26 protein-coding genes are annotated in these 25,243 nt (G+C 72.9%); 19 read left to right on the top strand and 7 right to left on the bottom strand.

The genetic code is table 11. The features are described from left to right. Positions 1-62: 62 nt before the first annotated feature. Positions 63-1,040, top strand: a complete 978-nt coding sequence (locus tag ACIBI5_RS22985) for an aldo/keto reductase (protein WP_397249852.1) — start codon at positions 63-65, stop codon at positions 1,038-1,040. Here the strand turns inward: ACIBI5_RS22985 and ACIBI5_RS22990 are convergent. Continuing rightward, on the bottom strand, positions 1,037-2,365 hold the full coding sequence (locus ACIBI5_RS22990; RefSeq protein WP_397249854.1) for an amidohydrolase: 1,329 nt from the start codon (positions 2,363-2,365) through the stop codon (positions 1,037-1,039). The genes ACIBI5_RS22985 and ACIBI5_RS22990 overlap by 4 nt on opposite strands. A gap of 113 nt (positions 2,366-2,478) precedes the next feature. Here ACIBI5_RS22990 and ACIBI5_RS22995 point away from each other — a divergent pair, with 113 nt between their 5' ends. The 7 genes from ACIBI5_RS22995 to ACIBI5_RS23025 are packed head-to-tail and all read left to right on the top strand — an operon-like array spanning position 2,479 to position 10,146. Then, entirely contained in the window at positions 2,479-3,426 is a 948-nt protein-coding gene (locus ACIBI5_RS22995) for an alpha/beta hydrolase (RefSeq protein WP_397249856.1), read from the top strand. Beyond that, entirely contained in the window at positions 3,423-4,286 is an 864-nt protein-coding gene (locus ACIBI5_RS23000; RefSeq protein WP_397249858.1) for an ATP-binding cassette domain-containing protein, read from the top strand. The genes ACIBI5_RS22995 and ACIBI5_RS23000 overlap by 4 nt, the downstream gene beginning before the upstream one ends. Beyond that, entirely contained in the window at positions 4,283-6,001 is a 1,719-nt protein-coding gene (locus ACIBI5_RS23005; RefSeq protein ID WP_397249860.1) for an ATP-binding cassette domain-containing protein, read from the top strand. The genes ACIBI5_RS23000 and ACIBI5_RS23005 overlap by 4 nt, the downstream gene beginning before the upstream one ends. Positions 6,002-6,025: 24 nt before the next feature. After that, positions 6,026-7,177 carry an ABC transporter substrate-binding protein gene (locus ACIBI5_RS23010; RefSeq protein ID WP_397249862.1) on the top strand — a complete coding sequence of 384 codons (1,152 nt, stop codon included), beginning with the start codon at positions 6,026-6,028 and terminating at the stop codon, positions 7,175-7,177. 3 nt (positions 7,178-7,180) lie between these two features. Beyond that, the gene (locus ACIBI5_RS23015; protein ID WP_397249864.1) at positions 7,181-8,053 is read left to right on the top strand and encodes a branched-chain amino acid ABC transporter permease; all 873 of its coding nucleotides are present in this window, start codon (positions 7,181-7,183) and stop codon (positions 8,051-8,053) included. Between the two features lie 15 nt (positions 8,054-8,068). Further along, positions 8,069-9,178 carry a zinc-binding dehydrogenase gene (locus ACIBI5_RS23020; protein WP_397249866.1) on the top strand — a complete coding sequence of 370 codons (1,110 nt, stop codon included), beginning with the start codon at positions 8,069-8,071 and terminating at the stop codon, positions 9,176-9,178. A gap of 11 nt (positions 9,179-9,189) precedes the next feature. Continuing rightward, on the top strand, positions 9,190-10,146 hold the full coding sequence (locus ACIBI5_RS23025; RefSeq protein WP_397249868.1) for an aldo/keto reductase: 957 nt from the start codon (positions 9,190-9,192) through the stop codon (positions 10,144-10,146). A 5-nt stretch (positions 10,147-10,151) separates the two neighbouring features. Here the strand turns inward: ACIBI5_RS23025 and ACIBI5_RS23030 are convergent, their stop codons facing one another. Next, on the bottom strand, positions 10,152-10,469 hold the full coding sequence (locus tag ACIBI5_RS23030) for a hypothetical protein (RefSeq protein WP_397249870.1): 318 nt from the start codon (positions 10,467-10,469) through the stop codon (positions 10,152-10,154). Positions 10,470-10,628: 159 nt separating this feature from the next. Here ACIBI5_RS23030 and ACIBI5_RS23035 point away from each other — a divergent pair, with 159 nt between their 5' ends. Continuing rightward, positions 10,629-11,198: a TetR/AcrR family transcriptional regulator gene (locus tag ACIBI5_RS23035; protein ID WP_397249872.1), complete on the top strand. Its 570-nt coding sequence runs from the start codon at positions 10,629-10,631 to the stop codon at positions 11,196-11,198. Positions 11,199-11,393: 195 nt separating this feature from the next. Next, positions 11,394-14,054, top strand: coding sequence for a cation-translocating P-type ATPase (locus ACIBI5_RS23040; RefSeq protein ID WP_397249874.1), 2,661 nt, complete (start codon positions 11,394-11,396; stop codon positions 14,052-14,054). Positions 14,055-14,070: 16 nt separating this feature from the next. Here ACIBI5_RS23040 and ACIBI5_RS23045 read toward each other — a convergent pair whose 3' ends face one another. Both ACIBI5_RS23045 and ACIBI5_RS23050 read right to left on the bottom strand, forming a co-directional pair. Continuing rightward, positions 14,071-15,033, bottom strand: a complete 963-nt coding sequence (locus ACIBI5_RS23045) for a helix-turn-helix domain-containing protein (protein WP_397249876.1) — start codon at positions 15,031-15,033, stop codon at positions 14,071-14,073. 138 nt (positions 15,034-15,171) lie between these two features. Then, positions 15,172-15,537 (bottom strand): hypothetical protein, encoded by a 366-nt coding sequence (locus ACIBI5_RS23050; protein WP_397249878.1) that lies wholly within the window; start codon positions 15,535-15,537, stop codon positions 15,172-15,174. 169 nt (positions 15,538-15,706) lie between these two features. Here ACIBI5_RS23050 and ACIBI5_RS23055 point away from each other — a divergent pair, with 169 nt between their 5' ends. After that, a complete protein-coding gene (locus tag ACIBI5_RS23055; RefSeq protein ID WP_397249880.1) occupies positions 15,707-16,768 on the top strand; it encodes a glycoside hydrolase family 19 protein in 1,062 nt (353 codons plus the stop codon). 81 nt (positions 16,769-16,849) lie between these two features. Here ACIBI5_RS23055 and ACIBI5_RS23060 read toward each other — a convergent pair whose 3' ends face one another. Beyond that, positions 16,850-17,362: a hypothetical protein gene (locus ACIBI5_RS23060; protein ID WP_397249882.1), complete on the bottom strand. Its 513-nt coding sequence runs from the start codon at positions 17,360-17,362 to the stop codon at positions 16,850-16,852. Positions 17,363-17,504: 142 nt separating this feature from the next. Between ACIBI5_RS23060 and ACIBI5_RS23065 the strand changes: the two genes are divergently transcribed. From ACIBI5_RS23065 to ACIBI5_RS23080, 4 genes are read left to right on the top strand one after another with little or no spacing between them, the layout of a single operon-like run. After that, entirely contained in the window at positions 17,505-18,179 is a 675-nt protein-coding gene (locus ACIBI5_RS23065; RefSeq protein WP_397249884.1) for a response regulator, read from the top strand. Next, entirely contained in the window at positions 18,176-19,555 is a 1,380-nt protein-coding gene (locus tag ACIBI5_RS23070) for an ATP-binding protein (protein ID WP_397249886.1), read from the top strand. The genes ACIBI5_RS23065 and ACIBI5_RS23070 overlap by 4 nt, the downstream gene beginning before the upstream one ends. Further along, entirely contained in the window at positions 19,552-20,037 is a 486-nt protein-coding gene (locus tag ACIBI5_RS23075; protein WP_397249888.1) for a hypothetical protein, read from the top strand. The genes ACIBI5_RS23070 and ACIBI5_RS23075 overlap by 4 nt, the downstream gene beginning before the upstream one ends. Positions 20,038-20,086: 49 nt before the next feature. After that, on the top strand, positions 20,087-20,830 hold the full coding sequence (locus tag ACIBI5_RS23080; protein ID WP_397249890.1) for a class I SAM-dependent methyltransferase: 744 nt from the start codon (positions 20,087-20,089) through the stop codon (positions 20,828-20,830). Positions 20,831-20,899: 69 nt separating this feature from the next. Here the strand turns inward: ACIBI5_RS23080 and ACIBI5_RS23085 are convergent, their stop codons facing one another. Beyond that, positions 20,900-21,658 carry an SAM-dependent methyltransferase gene (locus ACIBI5_RS23085; RefSeq protein WP_397249892.1) on the bottom strand — a complete coding sequence of 253 codons (759 nt, stop codon included), beginning with the start codon at positions 21,656-21,658 and terminating at the stop codon, positions 20,900-20,902. Positions 21,659-21,848: 190 nt separating this feature from the next. Between ACIBI5_RS23085 and ACIBI5_RS23090 the strand changes: the two genes are divergently transcribed. The 4 genes from ACIBI5_RS23090 (at position 21,849) to ACIBI5_RS23105 (ending at position 24,160) form a co-directional block, all read left to right on the top strand. Beyond that, positions 21,849-22,061, top strand: coding sequence for a hypothetical protein (locus ACIBI5_RS23090; RefSeq protein ID WP_397249894.1), 213 nt, complete (start codon positions 21,849-21,851; stop codon positions 22,059-22,061). A 72-nt stretch (positions 22,062-22,133) separates the two neighbouring features. Next, positions 22,134-22,754, top strand: a complete 621-nt coding sequence (locus ACIBI5_RS23095) for a DUF2975 domain-containing protein (protein WP_397249896.1) — start codon at positions 22,134-22,136, stop codon at positions 22,752-22,754. Beyond that, on the top strand, positions 22,754-23,026 hold the full coding sequence (locus tag ACIBI5_RS23100; protein ID WP_397249898.1) for a helix-turn-helix domain-containing protein: 273 nt from the start codon (positions 22,754-22,756) through the stop codon (positions 23,024-23,026). The genes ACIBI5_RS23095 and ACIBI5_RS23100 overlap by 1 nt, the downstream gene beginning before the upstream one ends. Before the next feature lie 36 nt (positions 23,027-23,062). Next, positions 23,063-24,160 carry a hypothetical protein gene (locus tag ACIBI5_RS23105; protein WP_397249900.1) on the top strand — a complete coding sequence of 366 codons (1,098 nt, stop codon included), beginning with the start codon at positions 23,063-23,065 and terminating at the stop codon, positions 24,158-24,160. Here ACIBI5_RS23105 and ACIBI5_RS23110 read toward each other — a convergent pair. Then, positions 24,147-25,172 carry a LacI family DNA-binding transcriptional regulator gene (locus ACIBI5_RS23110; RefSeq protein WP_379623593.1) on the bottom strand — a complete coding sequence of 342 codons (1,026 nt, stop codon included), beginning with the start codon at positions 25,170-25,172 and terminating at the stop codon, positions 24,147-24,149. The two genes, ACIBI5_RS23105 and ACIBI5_RS23110, sit on opposite strands and share 14 nt — an antisense overlap. Positions 25,173-25,243: the final 71 nt, after the last annotated feature.

Consider the following 25,243-nt stretch of genomic DNA (forward strand, 5'->3'; position numbering starts at 1 on the left):
ATGATATACGATTCTTGCGCGTGGCCGCCAGGCCCGTCGTCGCTCGGCTCAGGAGGTGTGCGGTGCGATACTCCGGTGCGGTGCCCAGGCGCAGGCTCGGCGTGCGGGGGCCCTTGGTCCCCATGGCCGGGCTCGGCTCGTGGAACACCTGGGATCGGATGGAGTTCGGGGCGGCGGTCGAGCTGATCGGCGCCGCCGTACACCATGGGGCGAGCCTGTTCGACGTCGCCCACTACAACGCCGGGCCGCACGCCGAGGACGCGACGACCGACGTGATCTTCGGCAAGGCGGTCAGGGAGGCGGGGATCGCGCGTGAGGAGTACACGCTGTGCGGGAAGCTCTGGCTGTGGGACTACCCCGCCAGCTCCTTCGCCGCGCAGATCGAGACGTCGCTGGAGCGGATCGGCACCGACCGGGCCGACCTCGTGGTCGTCGGCGACTTCCTGGGTGAGCTCGACCTGCCCTCGGTGCTGACCGACGTGTCGGAGCTGGTGCGGGCGGGGCGGTTCGCGGCCTGGGGGGTCAACAACTGGGCGGCGCGCGATCTCGGGCGCGCGTGCGCGCTGGCGGCCGCCGAGGGGTTCACGCCGCCGTCGTTCGCCCAGCTCAAGTACAGTCTGGCCCGGCGTTCCGTGCCCGAGGGCCTGCCGTACGGCCGGCTGCTGTCGCAGGCGGGGCTGGGGCTGCAGGCCTCCGACGTGTTCGAGGGCGGCATCCTGGCCGGCCGGCTGCACCCGCGGCGCAAGATCGGCGCGGACCCGGGCGGTATCCGGGAGCGGATCCGCGCCTCGTTCCCGCTGGTCATGCGGGCCGCCGAACGCTTCGGCGCGACCCCGGCGCAGCTGGCCGTCGCCTTCTGCTTCACGCACCCCGCGGTCGCGACCGTGCTGTTCGGGGCGAGCGGCCCACGCCAGCTCGAGGAGAACCTCGGCGCGCTCACCCTTCTCGAACGCCACGGCCCCGAACTGCGCGAAGCCGTGGCCGAGCTGTGGCTGGACCGCGGCGTGGTCGATCCCGAGGCCTCCTGGGGAACCTCCTAGGCCTGGTGCACGACGCGCCCGTCCACCATCGTCAGCGCGACGGGCACCCCGGGCAGCGCGGCCGGCTCGACCGTGCGCAGGTCGCCGCCGAGCACGCACAGGTCGGCCACCTTGCCCGTCTCCAGCGTCCCCTTCCAGTCCTGCGCGCCGTCCTGCCGGGCCGGGACGACGGTGTACGCGCGCAGCGCCTCCTCCATCGGCAGTCCCGCCTGGGCCACGCCCACCCGCCAGTCGGGTGTGAGCACAGGCGCGTCCGAGCTGAGGCAGAGCCGCACCCCCGCCGCCAGCGCCTCGCGCAGGGGCCAGGCGCCCGCGAGCGCCTCCGGTCCGAGCGCGGCGGCCAGCATGTCGCCGGCGGCCACGGCGATCCCCGGCTGGGTGTTGAGCCCGATCCCCGAGCCGGCCATCGCCGCGAGCGTCCGCGGCGCGACCAGGTCGCCGTGGATGACGTAGTGGCGCCGGTCGCGGCCGTCGCGGGCGGCGGCGGCCCGCATGGCCTCGACCGCGGCGTGCACGGCTCTGCCGCCGGTGGCGTGCACGCCGACCTGGTATCCGGCCGCGTGCGCCGCGGCGATCATCTCGGTCAGCACGGCCGCGCCGGCCTCGGGTGAGGAGCCTTCGACCAGGAGGCCGCCGTGGCCGCCGTGCGCGTACGGCTGCTCGGTCCACGCGGTGCCCATCGGCGGGATGCCGTCTGCGAAGATCTTGACCCCGGCCACGCGCAGCCATCCCGGCACCTCGGCGGGGGGCCGGAAGCCGCGCAGCCCCTCCCGCAGGGACGCCAGGGTGCTGGGCCCGTCGAGCTCCCCGAACAACATCAGCGCGGTGACCCTGGCCGTGAGCCGCCCGTCCGCGGCCAGCCGCGCGTAGTCGCGCAGCGCCGCCGACCCGAAGCAGCCGGTACGGCCGGCGTCCTCCCCCGGCCCCAGCCCCGGCTCGGTGTAGCTGGTGACGCCGAGCGAGGCCAGCAGCCGCCCGGTGCGCAGGATGGCGGCGCGCCGCTGCCGTCCGTTCTCCAGCCGTACCGGCGCGCCGTCGTGCTCGCCCGCGGCCATCTGGTCCATGAGCAGATCGGGCCACATCGCCCCGAGCCACACGCCGTGCAGGTGCGAGTCGTTGATGCCTGGCAGCACCGACCGGCCCCGCAGGTCGATCACCCGGGTGTCGGGTCCGATGAGCGGCGCGACCTCGCGGGCGGAGCCGGCGCGGGCGATGAGCCGGCCGCGTACCGCGAGCGCCTCGACGACACGATCTTCCTGGTCGAGCGTGTGCACCACACCGCCCGTGAGCACCGTGTCGGCGGGCCGGGAACCGTTGCGCAACATCTTCCTCCCCACTCTGGACACCACTGCGTGGATGCCCATAACGTACACGGAATCAGATACGATTCGAGTTCTGGCCCCGGGTGCGTCTCTCACCCAGGCGAGCGGAGGTAGGCATGCCTTTGCACCCCGACGCGCAGGCGATCATCGACCGCACTCCCGCCGTAGAAGCCGGCCGCCCCGTCGTGCTGGACCCCCAGACCATGCGCGAGCAGTTCCGCACCACCTGGCGGCTGCCCGACATCCTGCCCGAGGTGCACCGGGTGCGCGACACCGCGATCCCCGGCCCGGCCGGTGAGATCCCCGTGCGCGTCTACACCCCGGAGGGCACCGGGCCCTTTCCGGCCTTCGTGTGGTTCCACGGCGGCGGGTGGACGATCGGCAGCCTTGAGGAGAACGAGTATGCCTGCCGTACCGTCTGCGCGCAGGCGGGTGTCGTCGTGGTCTCGGTGGACTACCGGCTCGCGCCCGAGAACCCCTATCCGGCCGCGGCCGACGACTGCTTCGCCGCCGTTCGCTGGGTGCACGGGCACGGGGCGGAGATCTCGGCCGATCCGGACAGGATCGCGGTCGGCGGGGAGAGCGCGGGCGGCAACCTGGCCGCCGTGGCCGCGCTGAAGGCCCGTGACCTGGGCGGACCGCGGCTGGGCCTGCAGGTGCTGGTCTCGCCGGTGCTCGGGCATCCCGACGACGGGCGTGCCTCCTACCGGGACTTCGCCGAGGGCTATTTCCTGTCCCGGGCGAGCATGGAGTGGTTTTTCACCCTTTATCCGCGTGACCCCACGAACCTGCGTGAGCCCTACCTGCTACCGCTGCGGGCCGAGGACCTGTCGGGCCTGGCCCCGGCGCTGGTACTGGGGGCGGAGTACGACGTGCTGCGCGACGAGGGCGAGGAGTACGCGGCCCGGCTGCGCGAGGCCGGGGTACCGGTGGAGGTGGTCCGCTACGACGGGCTGATCCACGGCTTCTTCGGCCTGCTGGCCACCGAACTGCCCGCCGCGCGCACGGCGCACGACCGGGTGGTGCGGGCGCTGCGGGCGGCGTTCGGCGGAGGCGGGCGGTGAGCGGGAGCGCCCCCGGCCCGGACCCCGGCCCGGACGCGGTCCTCGACCCGGACCCGCACACCAGCCCAGACCCGCACACCAGCCCGGAACCGCGCACCAGCCCGGATCCGGACCCAAGTCCAGGCCCGGACCTCGGCCCTGACGCGGACCCCGGCCCTGACGCGGTCCTCAGGCTGGAGGCGGTCGGCGTCAACCGGGGCGAGGCCGAGATCGTCCACGAGGTCTCGCTGGAGGTCGGGCCCGGGACGGTGACCGTCGTCCTGGGCTCGAACGGGGCCGGGAAGACCACGCTCATGGACGGCATCGCCGGAGTCGCCCAGGTGTCCTCGGGCGCCATCCGGCTCGGCGGCAGCCCGATCGAGAAGCTGCCGGCCTACCGGCGGGCCCGCGCCGGCCTCGGCTACGTCGAGCAGTCACGCACCGTCTTCCGCACGCTCACCGTCGAGCAGAACCTGCTGGTCGCGCGCAGCGGGCGGGGCGAGCTGGGCCGCGTGTTCACGCTCTTCCCCGAGCTGGAGCGCCGCAGGAACCTGCAGGCCGGGCACCTGTCGGGCGGCGAGCAGCAGATGCTCGTCCTCGGCCGCGCGCTGGTCAGCGACCCTCGGGTCATGCTCATCGACGAGATGTCCATGGGCCTGGCGCCCGTGGTGGTGCGCCGGCTGATGGGAGCGGTGGGCGACATGGTCGGCCTCGGCATCTCGGTCCTGCTCATCGAGCAGTTCGCGGCGCTGGCGCTGGAGATCGGCACCCGCGCGTACGTGCTGCGCAAGGGACGGGTGGTCTACGCCGGCTCGTGCGCGGAGCTGAGGCGGAACCCGGAGCTGCTGCACGAGTCCTACTTCGGGGTGGCGCCGGCATGAACCCGCGCGCCCTGGCGATCGGGCTCGGCCTGGCCGTGGCGGCCTGCGTCGCCGTACCCGCCCTGTTCTCCGCCCACTGGGTCTTCCTGGCGATCACCGCCGTCGTCGTCTCGATCATCATGCAGAGCTACGGCGTGATCGTGGGCAGGGCCGGGATGATGTCGCTGTGCCAGATGTCGTTCGCGGCCATCGGCGCGTGGGTGGTGCTGAAGCTCAACCTGCACGACGCCCCCGGTGGGTTCCTGCTCTGGCTCGTGCTGGGCGGGCTGGCCGCGGTCCCGGTGGGCGTCCTGATCGGCCTGCCCGCGCTGCGCATCCGCGGCGTCAACCTGGCCGTGGTCACGTTCGGGTTCGCGGTCTCGACCGACATCGTGCTCAACGCCAACCAGTTCCCCGGCACCGGGGAGCTGAAGACGGTCGTGCGGCCGGTGCTATTCTCCGGCGACCGCGCCTACTTCGTGCTCACGGTGATCGTCTTCTGCCTCGTGGCGGTCGGGCTGGGCCTGTTCAACCGCACCCGGCTCGGCATGTCCTGGCTGGAGCTGAAGCACTCCGAACGGGCCGCGGCCGCGCACGGCGTCTCGGTGGCGCGCAGCAAGCTCGCCGCGTTCGCCATCAGCGCGTTCGTCGCGGCCGTCGGCGGCGGGCTGATGGCCGGGCAGCTCGGCCTGGTGGTCGCCCAGAACTTCTCGATGGGACAGTCGCTGGCCTTCTTCGCGGTCGCGATCCTCATCGGGCCGCACCACGTGGACGGCGCGATCATGGGCGGCCTCTTCGGCGCGATCATGGCCACGATCCTGGAACGGCTGCACCTGCCGCAGGATCTGGGCGGCATGCTGTTCGGCGTCTTCGCCGTGCTCGCGCTGCGCTCCGGCGTGAGCCAGACCGACTTCGTCCAGGCCCGCAGGCGCGAGCGGGCGGCGCGGCCGCTGCTCGAAGGGCGCGGCGAGGTTCCCGAGGCGGTGCCGCCGGCGCCCGTGCCGCCGTCCGGGCCGCCGGGTCCTCCGCTGCTGGAGGTCAGCGGCCTCACCGTGCGCTTCGGCGAGGTCACCGCGCTGCACGAGGTGGACCTCACCGTGCCGGAGGGCGCGGTGGCGGGTCTCATCGGGCCCAACGGGGCGGGCAAGAGCACGTTCATCGCCGCCGTGACCGGGTTCCTCGGCGGCTACCGGGGCTCGATCGTGCTCGCCGGGCGGCCGCTGGACGGGCTGCGGCCCGACGTCCGGGCCGGGCGCGGGCTGCGCCGTACCTTCCAGACCACCACGATCCCCGCCGAGCTGACCCAGTACGAGTATCTGACGATCGGGGCCGGGCGCCGCCTGGACCGGGGCGAGGCCGGGGAACTGCTGGAGTTCTTCGGCTGCCCGCCGGCGGACGTGCCGGTGTCGCTGCTGGACGCCGGGACCCGGCGGCTGCTCGACGTGGCCGCCGCCGTCGCCGCCCGGCCCAAGGTGGCGCTGCTGGACGAGCCGGCGGCCGGTCAGTCGGGCGCGGAGTCGCTGCGCTTCGCGGCGCGGCTGGCCGAGGTGCCGTCCCGCTTCGGCGTCGCCGTCCTGCTGGTCGAGCACGACATGGAGCTCGTCTCCGCGGCCTGCTCGCAACTCACCGTCCTCGACTTCGGGCGGGTCATCGCCTCCGGCCCCACCAGGGACGTCATGGAGGACCCCGCCGTCGTCAACGCCTACCTCGGCATAGCGGCTGCCCCGCTGGCCTGATCTCCCTGAGGAGGAAGCACGCACATGCAGCTTTCACACAGGCTCGCCGCCGCGCTCGGGGCCGCGGCGCTCGCGCTGACCGGATGCGCCGCCGGCGGCGGCACCGACGGGCCCATCAAGGTCGGCTCGATCAACGGCGTCACGGGCCAGTTCCAGGCGCCCGAGGTGCCCAAGGCCGTGCAGGCCGTCTTCGACGAGGTCAACGCGGCGGGCGGGATCGGCGGCCGCACGATCGAGTTCATCAGCAAGGACGACGCCATGAACCCGCAGCGCTCCACCGAGGCGGCCGTGGAACTGATCGAGTCCGAGGGCGTGGTGGCGCTCGTCGGCTCCTCCAGCGCCGTCGACTGCGGCCTGAACCGGGCCAAGTACGGCAGCGCCGGCATCGTCTCCATCCCGGCCGTCGGCGTCGACCCCGCCTGCTTCACCAGCCCGAACATCGCCCCCGTCAACCCGGGCCCGTACAAGCTGCTCACCGCCGCCCTGTACTTCCTGTCGCAGACCAAGAAGCACGAGAAGGTGTGCGCCTACCTGACGGTCCTGCCCGGCAGCGGCGACGGCATCGAGAACGCCATCAAGGAGTGGTCCACGGTCACCGGTAAGCAGCTGACCGTCAAGGAGACCTCCGTCGGGACGGGCGACCCGACCCCCTACCTGGTCAAGGCCAAGGAGGCGGGCTGCACGGGCATCGTCTACAACTCCCAGGTCGGCCCCTGGTTCGCCCAGGCCAAGACCCAGGGGATGACCGCCGTCGACTTCGCCATGCTGGCCAACAGCTACACCGACGCCAACGCCCAGGCGATCCCCGAGGGGCTCAACGTGTACTCGGCCACCGAGTGGCAGCCCTACACCGACGAGAGCCTGCCGGGCAACGACAGGTGGGCCAAGATCGTCGGCGGCAAGGGGATCCCGAAGACGGCCTTCAGCCAGGGGGCGGTCATGGCGGCCGACGTCTTCGTCCAGGTGCTCAAGGGCATCCAGGGGCCGATCACCCGCGAGTCGGTGACCAAGGCCTTCAAGGAGATGAAGCCGGTGGACTATCCCATGGTCGGCACGCCGTACGTGTTCGGGCCCGGCGACGCGCACAACCCGGTCGAGGGCGCCAGGTTCGTGAAGGCGGAGAACCGCGCGTGGCGGGTGCTGCCCGAGGGGTTCGTCGTCCCCGGCAAGGGCTGAGCGATGCTCAACTCCCTGATCGCCGGGCTGACGAGCGGCGGCGTGTACGCGCTGCTCGGGCTGTGCGTGGTGCTGACCTACCGGCTGGTCGCCGTGGTGAACTTCGCCATGGCGGCCACGGGGGCGGTGGGCGCGTACGTGATGGTCTCGCTGATCGGCGCGGGCGCGCACGGGGCGCTCGCGCTGGCCGCGGGGGTCGCGGCGGGCGCCGCGCTGTCGGCGCTCGTCGGCGCGGTGCTCGTGCGGTGGTTCGGCGAGCACAGCGAGCGGACCAAGGCGGCGGTGACCGTCGCGCTCTACGTGGCCGTCATGGCGATCGGGCTGCGCGTGTTCGGCAGCGCCACCACGGGCACCCGGCGCTTCCCCGCGCCGCTGGACGGGCCCGCGTTCGTGCTGGGCGACGTCGTGGTGCCGGTCTCCACGCTGGTCTCGCTGGCCTTCGCCGCGCTCATCACCGCCGGGGTGGGGCTGCTGTTCAGCCGGACCCTGCTCGGCCTGCGGCTGCAGGCGCTGTCGGAGCGTCCCACGACCGCGCAGGTGGTCGGCATCGCCGTGCCGCGCCTGGCCATGGCGGTGTGGGCGGTCATCGGCGGGCTCAGCACGCTCGTCATCGTCCTGGTCGCGCCCCGGCTGGGCGGCGACTTCGCCACGCTCGGCAACCTCATCACCACCGCGCTGGCCGTGGCCATGGTGGGCGCGTTCCGCAGCCTGCCCATGACGCTGGCCGGCGGGCTGATACTCGGGCTGCTGGAAGGCGTCGCCGTGTCGCTGAGCGGCCTGCAGGCCTACCGCGGCGTGGTGCCCTTCCTGGTGATCCTGGTGCTGCTGTGGTGGCGCAGCAGGAACGAAGTCTGGGACACCGCCCACACCCGCTGAGAAAGGACCCCGATCGTGCCTGCCCCGACCGCCACCCGCGCCGCCGTGCTCCGCGAGCACGGCGAGCCGCTGGTCATCGAGGAGCTCCCGCTGCCCGAGGAGGTGGAGCCGGGCGCGGCCGTCGTCAGGATCGGCTGCGCCACCCTGTGCGCCACCGACGTGCACATCTGGTCCGGGGCGATGTCCTGGCCGGGGATGCTGCCCATGGTGCTCGGCCACGAGATGTCGGGGACGGTCGCCGCCGCCGGGCCCGGCACCCTGGACGCGCTGGGCCGGCCGGTGCGGGCCGGGGACCGGATCGGCTGGTCGGAGTCGACGTGCGGGCACTGTTACGGCTGCGCCGTGCTGCGCGCCCCCGTCGCCTGTGCCCAGCGCGGGTACGGGTTCACGCAGCGCGCGGACGCGTGGCCGTACTCCACCTGCGGTCTGGCCGAGTACGCCTACGTCCGGCCGGGCGCGCTGAAACTCCTGCTGCCCGACGACGTCCCCGACACCTGGGCGGCCGCCGCGGGCTGCGCCGTCAAGACCGTCGTCCACGCGTACGGCAGGGCCGGCGGAATCCGCCCCGGCGCCGCGGTCGTCGTCCAGGGCGCCGGCGCCCTCGGCCTGGTGGCCACGGCCATGGCCGCCGCCTCGGGGGCGGGCACCGTCATCACCGTCGGCGCCCCGGCGGCCCGGCTGGAGCTGGCCCGAGGCTTCGGAGCCGACGTCGTGATCGGCCTGGACGGCACGCCGCCCGAGCGCCTCGGCCAGGTACTCGAGGCCACCGACGGGCGCGGCGCCGAACTCGTGCTCGACCTGGCCGGCGCGCCCGGCGTGGCCGCGGAGGCGGTGGACATGGCCGCCTGGGGCGGCACGTTCGTGGTCGTCGGCAGCACCGGACCGCGCCCCGACCCTGTCCCCATGGGCACGGTCATGGGCAAGGAACTGAACGTCCTCGGCTCGCTCAACGGCGACATCGGCGACTACCACCGCGCCCTGGAGTTCCTGCGCGCCTTCCGCGCGCGCTTCGACTGGAACGCCATGTTCGGCGCCCCCGCCGGGCTGGGCGCGGCCACCGGCGCGCTCCGGTCGATGTCGAGGCTCGACGAGGTCAAAGCCGTCATCCACCCGTGGCTACCGTGACGAGGAGTCTCATGCACACCGTTCCCCGCCGCACGATCGGCACGCACGGGCCCGAGGCCTCGGTCCTGTCCCTGGGCTCCTGGCACATCTACGACCGCATGGACTTCGCCGAGGCCGTCGCCATGGTGCGCCACGCCGTCGACCTGGGCGTCAACCTGTTCGACATCGGCGTCTACGGCATGCCGGGGCACCCGCCGGTCTTCACCGACGTGCTGTTCTCGGCCATCGTGCGCGCCGCGGGCATCGCCAGGGACGACTACCTGCTGTCGGAGAAGCTCTGGCTGGAGCGCTACCCCGAGCAGCCCTTGCGCGAGCAGCTGGAGCACGCGCTGTTCCGGGCCGGCGCCGACCGGGCCGACCTGGTGGTCCTCGGCGACGTCCGGCGCGCCGGCCTCGATCTCGAACGGCTGGCCGGCGACCTGGCCGAGCTGGAGCGCGACGGGATCATCGGCTGCTGGGGCGTCAACAACTGGTCGGCGAGCGCGATCAGGACGATCCGCGGGCACGCCCTGGCCGCCGGCTCCCCCGGGCCGCAGCTCGCGCAGCTCAAGTACAGCCCGTGCCGCCGCTCGATCCCGGACGGCGGGCCGTTCGCGCCGCTGTTCGCCGAGGGCCTGTCGCTGCAGGCCTCCGACGTGATGGAGGGCGGCATCCTGGCGGGCAGGACCAGCCCTGCCCGGCAGGTCGGCCGCGACCCCGGCGGCGTCCGCGAGCAGATCGTCCGGGCCGCCCCCGGTCTTGCCGAGGCCGCCGCCGGCGTGCGGGCGACCGCGGCCCAGCTCTGCATCGCCTTCGCGCTGTCGCATCCGGCGACCGGCACCGTGCTGTTCGGCGCCAGCAGTACCCGGCAGCTCGTGTGCAACATCGGCGCGCTGGCCGTGCTGGAGCGCGTCGGCGCGCAAGGGATCAGGGAGCTCGTGGAACCGTTCTGGGCCGACCGGGACGCGGTCGACCCAGAAGGTCCGTAGCCGCCCTAGTGGGTGCCGCAGTACGGCCCCGGCGGCACACCGGGGGCGTAGAACGACATGCACACCACGTCGCCCGGCACCAGCGCCGGGCTCGGGTAGTAGACGCCCTCCAGGTGGGTGGGCGTGCTCCACGTGGAGATCGACCCGCCGCGGGGCGCTCCGTTGACCGTGCTCTGCATCGACAGGGTGGACGGCCGCGGCTTGATGGTGAAGACGAAGCGCCCGTTGTCGAGGCCGGCGCACACCGGGGCCTCGGGGATGCAGATGGGCCCTGCCGCCTGGGCGGGCGCGGCGGTGAGGGCGAAGGCGAGGGACAACGACAAACCCAGAATGATCCGTACTGCGCTGATGACGCACCCCCTGCGGGTCCGCGGGATGACTTCGGGCGTGCCGCTCCGACCGTAACCCGGCCGGGCGGTCCGGTCCAGCGCCCGGCAGCGAGCCTGCTGGGAAACGGGGCGGGGCCTACCTAGGGTTGTGCGGTGAGCGTGGATCAGGTCCTTGAGGTGGCGACCAAGCTTTTCGCCGAACTGGGTTACGACGAAACGGATGTCGGGCTCATCGCGCGGGCGGCCGGGGTGGAGCCGGCCTTCGTCGGCCAGGAGTTCGGCGGCAAGGCGGATCTGTACAAGACCGTCATGCTCAAGGCCGACGAGGCGGAACACGCCGCGATCTCGGCGGCGCTCGCGCAGTTCACGGGCACGCCCGAGGCGCTGCACCGCATGGTGGACGCCTATCTCGACTTCTTCGCCGCCAACCCGATGCTGGTGCTGCTCTGGATGCATCGCTGGATGGGCGACGCGGCGGACATCCCGGAACTCGAGGAGGCCTATACCCGGCCGCTCCTGGACGAGATCCTCCGGGCGATCTCGCCTTTGCTGCCGCCCGGGGTCGAGACCCGCTACTTCGTCTGGATGATCGTGTGGTGCGTCTATGGGTTTCTCACCGGCGGCGTTCTCGAACGGCGGCGGAGCGAGCGCACGGTGAAGCCCGCGGAACTGGCGCGCTTCCGCACCTACCTGCACTGGGTGATCGGGCGGCTGGTCGCCTGAGTGAGGGGGGCCTGGCGGGTGGAGAACCCCCATAGTGTCCACGCCGCAGGCCCCACCACAGCATAGAGTGATCGGGCGGCGACCGAGGGTGGTTTTCACGCCCTGATTTCACGCCCCGGGCGCGGGGGACAGAATTGGCTGAATGCCGCCATGTGCCAGATGGCGGCAAGGGGATCGCGATCATAGCGTGGGCTCATGAGCGCTTGGTATGCGATGGACGCCGCCGAGACGGCCGAGCGGCTGGGCGTCGACCCGGCCGGCGGGCTGAGCGGGGCGGAAGCCGTACGGCGGAGGGACGAGCACGGCGCCAACCGGCTGCCCGAGGCGCCGCGCGAGCCGCGCTGGCACGCCTACCTGCGGCAGTTCCAGGACCTGCTGATCCTGACGCTGATCGGCGCGGCCCTGGTGAGCTTCGCGGTGACCCGCGAGTGGGAGACGCCGGCGATCATCGTGCTGGTCGTGATCCTGAACGCGACGATCGGGTTCGTGCAGGAGTCCAGGGCGGAGGCGTCGCTGGAGGCGCTGCGCAAGATGCTCCACACCGAGGCCACCGTGCTGCGGGGCGGGGCGGCCATGCGGCTCGACGCGGCCGATCTGGTGCCGGGCGACGTCGTGGACCTGGAGGCGGGCGACCGCGTACCAGCCGACGGGCGGCTGGTGTCCTCGGCGTCGCTGGAGGTGCAGGAGTCGGCGCTGACCGGCGAGGCGGAGCCGTCCGCCAAGTCCGCCGGCGCGGTCGTGGCCCGGGACGCGCCGCTGGCCGAGCGCTCCACCGTGGTGTTCATGAACACCACGGTCACCCGCGGCCACGCCCGCATGATCGTGACCGCGACCGGCGCCTCGACCGAGATCGGGCAGATCGCCGGGCTGCTCCAGCAGACCAAGCAGGCGCCGACCCCGCTGCAGCGCCAGATCGACACGCTCGGCAAGACCCTGGCGCTGATCGCGCTCGCGGTGATCGCGGTCGTGTTCGTCCTGGGCCTGCTGCGCGGGCAGCCGGTCGGCGATCTGTTCACGACCGCCGTCTCGCTGGCGGTGGCCACGGTCCCCGAAGGGCTGCCCGCCGTCGTGGCCTTCACCCTCGCCATGGGTACGGCCCGCCTGGCCCGCAGAGGCGCCATCGTCAAGCGGCTGGCCTCGGTGGAGACCCTGGGCAGCACCTCCCAGATCTGCACCGACAAGACCGGCACGCTGACGCTCAACCAGATGACCGCCCGCGAGGTGTACCTGGCCGACCGGCGCTTCACCGTCTCCGGCCACGGCTACGCGGTGGAGGGACGCATCCGCAGCACCGACGACGACCCGCCCGACAGCCAGACGCTGCACGTCGCGCTCGTCGCCATGGCGCTGTGCACCGACGCGGTGGTACGCGCCGCCGACGACGTGGTCGGCGATCCCACCGAGCTGGCCATGGTCGTGCTGGCCGAGAAGGGCGGGGTCGACGTCGCCGCCCTGCGGCGCAGGCATCCGCGGATCGCCGAGGTGCCCTTCGACTCCGACGACAAGTTCATGGCCACCTTCCACGAGGAGGACGGCCGGGTGCGCTGCTTCGTCAAGGGCGCGCCGGACGTGCTGGCCGCCCGCGCCGACCGCTACCTGACCGCCGACGGCCGGCGGCCCTTCGACGCGGCGGCCCGCGAGGACTACGCCGCCGCCAACGGCGAGCTGGCCGAGCAGGGGCTGCGCGTGCTGGCCGTCGGCGTGAAGGACTTTCCCGCTCTGCCCGAGGACGCCGATCTCAAGTCGATGCTCGACGGCATCGTGCTGATGGCGCTGGTCGGCATCGTCGACCCGGCGCGGCCCGAGGCGTCGGCCGCCATCGAGCAGTGCCACCGGGCGGGCGTCCAGGTACGGATGATCACCGGCGACCACGCCGTCACCGCCGCTGCCATCGCCCGCGAGCTGGACATCCCCGGCAAGGCGGTGACCGGCGCCGAGCTGGACGAGCTCTCCGACGAGGAGCTGGCCAGGCAGCTGCCGGACATCGGGGTCGTGGCCCGGGTCACCCCGCAGCACAAGATCCGGATCGTGCGCGCGCTGCAGGACGGCGGCGCCGTGGTGGCGATGACCGGTGACGGCGTCAACGACGCCCCGGCCCTGCGCCGGGCCGACATCGGCGTGGCCATGGGCGTCACCGGGACCGAGGTGAGCAAGGAAGCCGCCACGATGATCCTCACCGACGACAACTTCGCGACCGTGGTCGACGCGGTCCGCGAGGGGCGCGGCATCTACGCCAACATCGTGAAGTTCACCCGCTTCCAGTTGTCGACGGCGTTCGGGTTCGTGCTCACGTTCCTGGCGGCGTCGATCACCGGGCTGGCGGGCGGCGCGCCGTTCACCGCCGTGCAGATCCTCTTCGTGAACCTCATCATGGACGGCCCGCCCGCGCTCTCGCTCGGCGTCGACCCGGCGGGGCCCGACGTCATGTCGCGCCCGCCGCGCCCGCGGGACGAGCGCATCCTCACCACCGCGCGGCTGCTGCGGATCCTGCTGGCCGGGACGACGATGGCCGCGGGCACGCTGGCCGTGCTCGCGCTGGCTCCCCCGCCGGCCGCCGCGACGATGGCCTTCGTCACCTTCGTCTTCTTCCAGGTCTTCAACCTGGTCAACGTCCGCAACGACCTGCGCAGCGCCTTCCACCGCGACACCTTCTCCAACCGCTCGACGTTCGTGGCGATCGGCGTCGTGCTCGTCCTGCTGGCGGCCATGGTGGAGTGGAAGGGCCTGCACGCCTTCTTCTCCGTCACCAACCTCACCGCGGGGCAGTGGCTGACCTGCGCGGGCGTGGGCTCGGTGATCCTGTGGCTGGGCGAGCTGGTCAAGCTGATCCTGCGCCGCGCCGGCGCCCGCCCCTAAGGCCCGTCTTCGACGGTCACAGCCAGTTCTCGCGGGCGGCGTGCCAGGCCAGTTGCATCCGGGTCTGGGCGCCCGCCCGCTCCATCAGGTGGGTGATGCGGCGCTGGACGGTGCGCTGCGACACCTTCAGCTGCGTGGCGATCGACTTGTCGGGCACGCCCGCCAGCAGCAGCGACAGCAGGTAGAGGTGGTCGGCGTCGAGCGGGCTGCCCGGCGTGGTGAGGCTGACGGGGGTGGCCCGCTCCCACAGGGTCTCGAACAGCGCCTTGAGCGCGTCGAGGAGGCTGCTCGGCCGTACCAGGGCGGCGGTGAGCTGGGTCAGCCCGCCGGTGTGCTGGACCAGCGGGAGCACGCCCAGCTCGCCGTCGGCGATCATCATGCGCACCGGCAGTTCCGGGAGGGCGCGCGCCTGCTCCCCGAGCGTGATCCCCTCGGCGAGGTTGACCAGCATGCCGGGCTCTTCGAGCAGAGCCCGCTCGTACAGGACTCGGAAGCCCACCCCGCGCCGCAGCGCGGCCAGTTCCTCGGTGTTCTCCTGCGAGGTCATCGCCACGTGCCCGGCCCTGCACAGGCTCACGACCTCGTTCCGGGCGTTGTCCTGCATCAGCCGCAGCTGTTCGCGCAGGACCGTCCTGCTGCTGACCACCTCGATCAGCTGCGCGGCCTCGCGCCGCCTGGAATGGGCCAGGTACTCCCCCGTGAGCTGCTCCACGGCCTGCCGGGCCCGGTCCACTTCCTCCTGGCGCCGGTGCAGCCGCGCCGCGAGCGCGACGTCGGGGGCGACCGCGGTGAACGTGTCGCTTTCGCCAGGTACGGCACGCGCCAGCCCCTTGGCCAGCAACGACCCGAGCGCCCGGCGGGCCGCCTCGTCCGCCACGCCCAGCTCGCCCGCCAGCTCGGCGACCTCGACCTCGGCGGTCCTGACCAGGAGCCGGTAGGCGGCCTCCTCCTCGGCGCCCAGGCCCGCGGCGCTCAGCACGTCGCCGGGGAGATCCGGCCGGTGATCTCCCAGGGTCCACCACGTGGTGCTTTACGGCCATGAATCGGCAATATGTGGTTCACGTGCTCATTCTAGGGATGGCCATTCCAGGGAGCCGCCCGCTCCCGGGGGCATCCGCTAGGTCGGCGTGTGGCGTTGGCGGAAGGCGCCGTACAGGCCGCTGGCCACGCACAGGCCGACGATGGCGGCGAGCCTGATCGCGTCCATGCCGCCCGACACCACCAGCTCACCGGCGGGGTCGATGAGGAAGCCGGTGGCCATCGTCCAGGCCAGCGCCCCGGTCGCGGCGGAGGCGATCAGGTCGGCGGTGAGGCCGGCGTAGAGGGCGGCGATCAGGCCCACGACGGCGAAGCGGATCTCGACCTGGGCGTGCGGGACCAGTAAGGCGACCAGCGCGCAGGCGGCGATCACGACGAAGAACCCGATGCCGATCAGCAGACCGGTCGGTCGCGAGGAGGGAAGGTGCGGGCTGCGGAGAAACATGGGCCTCTCAGACGGCGACGAAGGAACGGCGTTGATGTTCATCAAAGTACGCCTGAATGACCATGTTGGCATCCGTACCCCCTTGACTTTGGGTCTTGCGCGTTTCCTCATCGGGAGTTGACTATTAGGAAACTTTCCTAAGCATTACACCCCCCAAGGAAGTGATCACGTGCGAAAACTCCTGGCCCCGCTGGCCGCGCTGCTCATGGCGATGGGTGTGCTGGCGGTCGTCCTGCCGTCCGCCGCCAGCGCCGCGGCCTGCGCCACGGCATGGAGCTCCTCGGCCGTATACAACGGAGGCGCCGTCGTGTCGCACAACGGGCACAACTGGTCCGCCAAGTGGTGGACCCAGAACGAGAGTCCGGGCAGCGCCGCCGTCTGGGCCGACCAGGGCACCTGCTCGGGAGGCGGCGGCGGTGGCACACCGTGCAACTACCCGAACTGGGCCGCCGGGACGTTCTACGCGGTGGGCAGCATCGTCCGCTACACCGACGGCAACCACTACATCGCCGTCCACGAGAACCCTGGATACGACCCGGTGATCAGCCACTGGTTCTGGGACCCCTACGCCTGCGACGGCGGCCCCGGCCCGACCGACCCGCCGGACCCGTCGGGGTTCGTGGTGAGCCAGGCGCAGTTCAACCAGATGTTCCCGAGCCGGAACTCCTTCTACACCTACAGCGGCCTGACCGCCGCCCTCAGCGCCTACCCCGCCTTCGCCAAGACGGGCAGCGACACCGTCAAGAAGCAGGAGGCCGCGGCCTTCCTGGCCAACGTCAACCACGAGACCGGCGGCCTCGTCCACATCGTGGAGCAGAACACCGCCAACTACCCGCACTACTGCGACGCGAGCCAGCCGTACGGCTGCCCCGCCGGGCAGGCCGCGTACTACGGCCGCGGCCCCATCCAGCTGAGCTGGAACTTCAACTACAAGGCGGCCGGTGACGCGCTGGGCCTGCCGCTGCTGACCAACCCGTGGCTGGTGCAGCAGGACGCGTCCGTGGCCTGGAAGACCGCGATCTGGTACTGGATGACCCAGAACGGCCCCGGCACCATGACCCCGCACAACGCGATGGTCAACGGCCGCGGCTTCGGCGAGACCATCCGCAGCATCAACGGCAGCCTGGAGTGCAACGGGCGCAACCCCGCCCAGGTGCAGAGCCGGATCAACGCCTACCAGCGCTTCACCCAGATCCTCGGCGTCACCCCCGGCGGCAACCTGTCCTGCTGAGGGACCCCTCACCCGCCTCCGCGCCGTCCGTCCCCCGGTGGGACGGCGCGGAGGCCATGGCCCGGGTGAGGGTCCCGGCTTCTACTGCTCGTACGGCGCCGGCGGCCGCAGCGACGCGCACCCCGCGAAGACCTGCTTCTCCGCGGCCGAGCCCGGCTTGACCTGCTTGAACCCGGCCGGCTTCGCCTCCTTGCCGAGCGGCTGCCACACGCCGCCCTTCTGCAGGCACGTCGCCCAGGCGGCGAACGCGGCGTCCTCCTCGGGCGAGGCCGGCTCGCTGCTGCCGAGGATCACCGAGTCCCATTCCTTGCACGCCTTCATGGCGGCGTCGAGCTTGGCCTGGGTGACCTTGGTGACGGCGCTGGTGTCGAGGTCCTGGCCCTTGACCGGGTCGGGGACGTCGATGCCGTTGTCCCGCATGCAGGCCGCGAACTTCAGCGCGGTCTCGTGCCAGGTCGGCTTGGCGGACGCGGAAGCGGAAGCCGCGGGGCTCTGGCTCCCGGTGCTGGCGAAGCTCTGCGCTCCGCAGGCCGCGCTCAGGGCCAGCGCGGGCAGGGCGGCCATGACGGCCAGACGTCGCCTGCTGATGATCACGAATTCCTCCTGGAGGTGGCTGCTGATTGCCCCTGAGACTCTGGCGCGGCACTGTGCGCAACCGGTCCGCACGATGTCATGAACCTGTAATAGCTCCTGAGACCGGACAAAGCGCACGTCAGCGCGGCCGATACTGGGACGCATGGCTCGCGTGTTGCTGATCGAGGACGACCCGGCCGTCAGGGACGGTCTGACGCTCGCCCTGAAGGGCCGCGACCACGAGGTCGAGGCGGCGGCGTCCGGCGAGGAGGGCCTCGACCGGCTGGCGGAGTTCGCCGCCGACGTGGTCGTGCTCGACCTCATGCTGCCCGGCATCGACGGGTTCGAGGTCTGCCGGAGGATCCGCGCGGGCACCGCCACCTCCATCGTGATGCTGAGCGCGCGGGGCGACGACTTCGACGTGGTCGGCGGGCTGGAGGCGGGGGCCGACGACTACGTGGTCAAGCCGGTGCGCCCGCAGGTGCTGGAGGCCCGGATCAGGGCGGTGCTGCGCCGTACCGAGAGTGTGCAGTCGCCCGTCGAGACCCACGGCGCGCTCCGCGTCGACCGCGCCTCCCTCACCGTCAGCAGGGACGGGCGCGAGGTCGCGCTGCCGCCGATGGAGCTACGGCTGCTGCTGCACCTGTCGGCGGCGCCCGGCCGGGTGTTCACCAGGCAGCAGCTGCTCGAGTCGGTGTGGGAGCACGACTACCTGGGCGACTCCCGGCTCGTGGACGCGTGCGTGCAGCGGCTGCGCGCCAAGATCGAGGACGTGCCGGCCGAGCCCCGGTACGTGCAGACCGTGCGCGGGTTCGGTTACCGGTTCGGGCCGGTATGACCTGGCTGCGGGGCTTGCGGGCCCGGCTGGTGATCACGTTCGTGCTGGTCGGCGGGGTGTGCGCGGTGGCCGCGGCCGGGCTGACCTATCTCCAGGCCCGCAAGGACCTGGTGGGCGGGGTGCAGGACCGGCTGCTCGACGACTTCAGGAACCGGGTGCTGCTGCTGTCGCGCGACGTCGCGCTGCCCGCCGACGACGGCGAGCTGGCCCTGCTCGCCGAGGACCTCGAAGTGGGCGACCGCAAGGTGTACGTGGTCAGGGACGGCGCCGTCCCCAGCGACGCCCGCATCACCGCCGGCCTGCGGCAGGCCGTGGCGAGCCGGCCCGAGCTGGCCTGGCAGCGGGTCAGCCGGGACGGCGTGCCGTACCTGGTGGGAGGGAGCAGGGTGATGCTGCGCGCGGGCGGCACGCCGTCCGGGATCACCGTCTACCTCGTGGAGTCGCTCGCGCAGGCCGCCGCCGACGAGGCGGCAGTGCTGCGCGCGGCGCGGACGGCGGCGGCGCCCGTCGTGCTGGTGGCGGTGCTGGCCGGGCTGCTGGCCGCGCGCGGCGTGCTGCGCCCGGTCGCCGACCTGGACCGCGCCGCGCGCCGCCTGGGCGAGGGACGGCTGGAGACGCGGCTGCCGGTACGCGGCGGCGACGAGCTGGCGCGGTTGGCGGGCCGGTTCAACGAGACCGCCGCCGCCCTCGAACGCTCGGTCGGCGAGCTGCGCGAGATGGAGGCCAGATCGCGCCGGTTCGTCGCCGACGTCTCGCACGAGCTGCGCACCCCGCTGGCCGCCGCGACCGCCGTCACCGACGTGCTCGAAGCCGGGGCCGGCCGGCTGGACGCCGACGCGGGCACCGCCGCCCGCATGGTCACCGCCGAGGTCGCCCGGCTCACCCGGCTCGTGGACGACCTGATGGAGATCTCCCGGTTCGACGCGGGCGCGGCCGTGCTCAACCTCAACGAGATGGACGTGGGCAAGGCGGTCGCCGCCTGCCTGCGTGCGCGCGGCTGGACCGATGCGGTCACCGCCGACCTGCCCGGGGGCATCCACCTCGCGCTGGACCCGCGCCGCCTGGACGTCATCGTCGCCAACCTCGTCGGCAACGCGCTGCGCCACGGCGCGCCGCCGGTCACGCTCACGCTGCGCGCCGGCGAACGGGCGCTCACCCTCAAGGTGGCCGACCACGGCCCCGGCCTGCCCGCCGACGTCCTGCCGCACGTGTTCGAACGCTTCTACAAGGCCGACGCCGCCCGCGCCCGCTCCGAGGGCAGCGGGCTCGGCCTGGCCATCGCCCGCGAGAACGCCCTGCTGCACGGCGGCGACCTGTCCGTCGCCCCGGGCCCCGGCGCCGTCTTCACGCTCACGTTGCCGAGGACCCGACCGTGACCGGCCGGTCCCTGCTCCCGCTGCTCCTCCTGGCCGCCACGGCCTGCGGCACCGGGCCCACCGGCGTGGTCGGCGCCGGCGAACCGGCCCGCGGGTTCACCCAGGGCACCCGCCTGTACTTCGTGCAGAACGGGAGCCTGGCCTCCGTCGGCCGGCCCGAGGGCCCGCTGGACGCCGCCGGGGCGGTCGAACTGCTGACCGGCGGCCCCACCGCCAAGGAACGCGGGCGCGACTTCGACACGGTCCTGCCCAGGAATCTGGCCGTCCAGGTGAGCGACGACGGCTTCGCGCTGGAGAAGGGCTCGTCGATGCTGGTCGGCGGCACCTGGCTGCCGCCGGTCGAGCGGCTGTCGCGCATGGCCACCGGCCAGCTCGTCTGCACGATCGCCGCCGCCACCGCGGCCGGGCGCGGCGTGGACGTGGACGAGGTGCGGGTGACCGTACCGGAGAAGGGCGCGGTCCGCTGCGAGGACTACCGCTGAGGCAAGCGCCGCTGGACAAAGACGCGCGTCCATGGTCATCGTTGGCGGCATGCGACAGGAAGAGATCTGGGACGAGGACGCCGCGCGCGGCTATGACACGCCGGGGACCGGCATGTTCGCGCCCGAGGTCCTGAAGCCGGCCGTGGACCGGCTCGCGGAGCTCGCGGGCGGCGGGCGGGCGCTGGAGTTCGCGATCGGGACGGGCCGCGTCGCCCTGCCGCTGGCCGAGCGGGGGGTGGCGGTCACCGGCATCGAGCTGTCGCGGCCGATGATCGAGCAGTTGCGGACGAAGGCGGACGAGGCGGCGATCCCCGTGATCACCGGGGACATGTCGGCCGCGACGGCCCCCGGGGAGTTCTCGCTCGTCTACCTCGTCTACAACACGATCTCCAACCTGCTCACCCAGGCCGGGCAGGTGGCGTGCTTCCGCAACGCCGCCCGCCACCTCTCGCCGGGCGGCCGGTTCGTGATCGAGCTGTGGGTGCCCGAGCTGCGCACGCTGCCGCCGGGCAGGCAGGCGACCGTCTGGCACCACGAGCCCGGCTACATCGGCCTGGACACCTACGACGTGCTGGGGCAGCGGATCGTCTCCCACCACTTCAGGTTCGGCGAGGACGGGCGGGGCCGGGTGTTCCGCAGCCCGCACCGCTACATCTGGCCGGGCGAGCTCGACCTGATGGGGCAGCTGGCCGGGTTCGAGCTGGAGAGCAGGCACGCCGACTGGTCGGGGTCCGAGTTCACCGCCGAGTCGCGTTCGCACGTGTCGGTGTACCGCCTCCCGCCGTCGGAGTGAGCCCTGCCCGCCCGCGCCGGCCGTCGCGATGAGCCGCGCCCGCCCGGCCGGCGGGCGCGGCCCCGGAGCCTAAGGCCGCCGTGCCACCAGGAGCAGCCTGGGACTGCCCAGCCGGTACGGCGTGCCGTCAGGCCCGCCGTACAGCCCGGCACCGGTGAACCCGGCCTCGGTGACCAGCCGGACGACCTCGGCCGCGGTGTACACGTGCTGCACCGAGGTCCCGCGGTGCTCCTGCTCGCCCCTGCGGAAGGTGAACGAGGTGAGCCAGCGGCCGGCGGCCTCGTCGTACTCGTTGACCGAGACCGCCTCGACGCCGCCGAAGGTCATCGGCTCCTCCTCCAGGCTCAGGCCGGGAAGCAGCGACTCGGCCACGAACCCGTAGTCCAGGACGAGCGCGCCGCCGGGCACGACGAGCGCGGCCAGCCCGGCCAGGAACTCCCGCGTGGCGGCGTGTTCCAGGTAGCCGAAGGAGTTGCCCATGCAGATGACCGCCTCGGCCCGGACGTCGGCGGGCAGCGCCCGCATGTCGCCCCGGCGCAGGTCGAGGTCGAGCCCTTCGGCCTCGGCCGCGGCCCGGGCGTGGGCGACGGCCTCGGCCGAGACGTCGAGCCCGGTGACCCGGCAGCCGCGCCGGGCCAGTTCGAGCGCGTGCCGCCCGCTGCCGCAGGGCACGTCCAGCACCCGGGAGCCGGGACGGAGCCCGGCAGCGCGGACGACGAAGGCGACCTCGTCGCCGGTCAGTTCCTCGGGTACGGCCGCGCGCCAGAAGGCGTTGGGCAGCTCGGTGAAGAAGTCCGCGTACCACGCGGACAGGGAGTCATGCGACATTTCGTGAATGCTCCAGATCAGGAGAATGCGAAAACGGGCTGCGTGACCCGGGGCATGGCGAGGACACCTGTCCGTCCGCCCCGGAGTGACCGGGGGGCGACCATGGCATCGCCTTCTCGTGATCGGCCGGGCGGCGCCCGGCGGGAACATCTCCCGTCCAGGCTACAGGCCGCGGCCCTACGCTGGACAGGTGGAGACGGGTCGCTGTTACGGGTGCAAGCGGGAGTTCAGCTTCGATCCGGCGGAGGTCGAGACCTTCCTGGTCGATCCGGAGACCGGCCTGCCGCCGGGCCTCACCGTCCTGGCCTCCCTGCGCCCGGCCACGCCGGAGGCCGTCGCCCGCTCGGTGGACCTGCCCGTCTGCCCGGACTGCATCGAGAGGGCGAAGCGCTTCCCGGGCTAGCCCTTGCCATATCGTTTTTCGATGCTATCGTTTTTCGATAACATCGAAAAACGATATGTCCAGGAGAGTCTGATGGCCACCGCACAGCCCAGCGTCCTCGGCAGGGCGCGACGCCCCGCGATCTTCGCGCTCCTCGTCGCCGCGACCGGCGCGATCACCGGCATGGTCCTCTACTCCCAGGCCGGGCTCTTCGGCCTGGGCAGCCGGCTCGCCGTCGCCCGATCCCCCCACGGCTTCGGCATCAGCCTCGACGGCCACCCCGCCTTCACGCAGGGCGCCCTGCCGGGCGTCCACGTCTCCGCCGGGTCCGTCGAGTTCTTCACGGGCTCCCCCGGCACCGTCCAGTACATCTGGCAGGCCCTCACCACCGTCCCGACCTTCCTGGTGACGGCCGTGGCCTTCTTCCTGGTGTGGCGGCTGCTGTGGCGGGCCCGCCAGGGGGTCTATCTGCCGCGGGTCGTCGGCCAGGTACGCCTGCTCGGCTGGTGTCTGCTGATCGGCGGCCTGCTGGCTCCTCAGCTCGAACACTTCGCGATGATGCGGCTGCTGGACACACTCGCGCGGAACGAGTCCTTCTACGGCCCCGCGAACGCCTCGCTGGTCGTCCCTCTCCTCGGCCTGGGCCTGCTGGCCGTGGCGAGCGTCCTGCGCGACGGCGTGCGCATGCGCGACGACCTCGAAGGCACGGTGTGATGTCGCCGGCCGAGGCCGACACCAACGCCATCAGCGTCCATCTCGACCGGCTGCTGACCGAGCGCGGCATGACTCTCACCGACCTCGCCGACCGCGTGGGGGTGACCGTCGTCAACCTGTCCATCCTGAAGAACGGCAGAGCCAAGGCCATCAGGTTCACCACGCTCACCAAGATCTGCGAGGTCCTCGGCTGCCAGCCCGGCGACCTGCTCACCCACACCCCGCAGAACCGGCTCCCCCGTGAGGGGGAGGCGGATCGCCCGGCGGGGTGATCACCGGGCCGGGGCGTGCGCGGCAGGCTCGGGACCATGCAGAACCTCACCAGGCCGTGGGCGTGCGCGGTCGTGATCTCGCTGGCCGCCCTGGCCGTCGGCGCGCTGTGGCTGGCCGTCCCCGGCTCCTACCCCTACGGCGCAGCCAGCCGCGTCACCGTGGGCGTCAACCACTGGATCGAGCGCGGCCCCGGCGCCGCGCTGCTGCTGGCCTCCGGTGCTCTCGGGCTGCTGCTGACGGCCGTCCGGCGGTCATGGCCCGGGCCGGCGTCGGCCGGGGCGGTGCTGGAGGCGGCGTTCTTCCTGCTGGTGATGTCGGACGCGGCCGTCCTGTCCTCGCTCGGGTACGCGCTGATCCCGCTGTCGGCCGCCGCGCTGCTCTGGCTGATCGTGGTGGGGTGCCTGCGGCGGCATCCGGCGGGGTACGCCGCTGCCGCCCTGGTCGCGGCGGCGGTGGCAGGGCCGGCGACCGGGCTGGTCGACGCGGGGCCGGTCGCCGGCTATCTGGGGAACCTGGGCAAGGGGTTCGGCGACTTCGGGGTCAGGATCGCGTGGTCGTGGGGCATGGCGGCGGGGGCCGCCGGGTGGGCGTGGGTGGCGCTCGCGGCGCTGCGTCCCGTCTCCGCCGCCGTCGCGGGGCCACGGCGGTGGGGGCGGGTGGTGACCGTGCTGGCCGCGCTCGGCGCCGCGCCGTACGCGCTGGCGCGGATCTCGTGGGCGACTCCGTGGCCGTTGTTCGGGTTCGACCCGCGCACCGACCGGATGGTGGTGCTCATCTCCGGGTTGGACGCGGCGACCAGGCTGCAGGGCTTCCTGATCGGCCTGGGCTCCCTGGCGGCGGTGGTGCTGACGTTCGGGCTGATCAGCCGGTGGGGTGAGGTGTTCCCGCGGTGGCTGCCCGTGGTGGGCGGGCGCGAGGTGCCGGTCAGGGCGGCGGTCGGGGCGGGAGCGGCGGGGGCGGCGGCGCTGTGCGTGTCGGCGCCGGGGGTGCTGGCGGGCGCGGTCCAGAACAGCGCCTGGCTGGACGGGGTGCTGTTCGTGGTGTTGTTCCCCTGCCCGGTGTGGGGGCCGCTCCTGGCCGCCGCCGTCTACGCCTACTGGGTGCGCCGCCGTACCGTAACTAAACCCCTTTAGCGGCCGGGGCCGTGCTCTCGCGGACGGTCAGGCGCGGCGTCGGCGTCTTGACGTCGCGCGGCCGCGACGGCTCCTCCAGCGTCTCCAGCAGGGTCTCGGCCACCTTCTCCCCCAGCGTGAACGTGTCGCGCGAGAGCGCCGTCAGCGCGGGGTGCACGATGCGGTTGAGCACCGAGTCGTCGAAGGCCACGATGGACAGCTCCCGCGGCACCTTGACGCCCATCTCTGCGGCCACTCCGAGCCCGGCCACCGCCATCACGTCGGAGTCGTAGACGATCGCCGACGGGCGCGTGGCGCGCGACAGCAGCGAGCGGGTGGCCGCGGCGCCCTCGGCGTCGCTGAAGTCGGTGGGCACCGACAGCACCTCGGCGAGCCCGAGCCGCCGGGAGGCGTCGCGCAAGGCGCGGATGCGGCGCTGGGTGTGGCGGAAGCCGGGCAGCCCGGCCACGTGGGCGACGCGGGTGTGACCGAGGGCGGCCAGGTAGTCGGCGATCGACAGCATGGCCTCGCGGTCGTCGGCCCACACGCTGGACAGCGTGCCGTGCCTGCCGGGTCCGCCCAGCACCACCGCGGGCACGCCCAGTTCCTCGATGACCGCGATGCGCGGGTCGGACACCTGCAGGTCGACCAGGATGAAGCCGTCGACGCGGTGCTCGCGGGCCCAGCCGCGGTAGACCTCGATCTCGGCGGCGGTGTCCTCCACGACGAGCAGGTGCAGCGCCACGCCCCGCGCCGACAGGCCCGCCTGCAGGCCCGACAGCAGGTGGGCGAAGAACGGCTCGACGCCGATCGTGCGCGCGGGCCGGGCGATCACCAGGCCGGCCGCCTGCGCCCGCGCGCCGCCCAGCGCCCTGGCGGCGCTGTGCGGGCTCCAGTTCATCTCCTCCGCCGCCGCGAGGATGCGGGCGCGGGTCTCCTCGCTGACGCCAGGGCGCCCATTGAGCGCGAACGACACCGCGCCCCTGGACACCCCGACCTTGCGCGCGATGTCGTCGATCGTCGGCCGTCCCACGGCCCCTCCCCTTGACACGATAAGTACAGCGGGTAGATAGTCCCGAAAACTGAAGCGGTTTAGCAACCCGG

Origin of the sequence: Nonomuraea sp. NPDC050540, from assembly GCF_044457485.1 — a bacterium.
In the GTDB taxonomy this organism is placed as follows: domain Bacteria; phylum Actinomycetota; class Actinomycetes; order Streptosporangiales; family Streptosporangiaceae; genus Nonomuraea.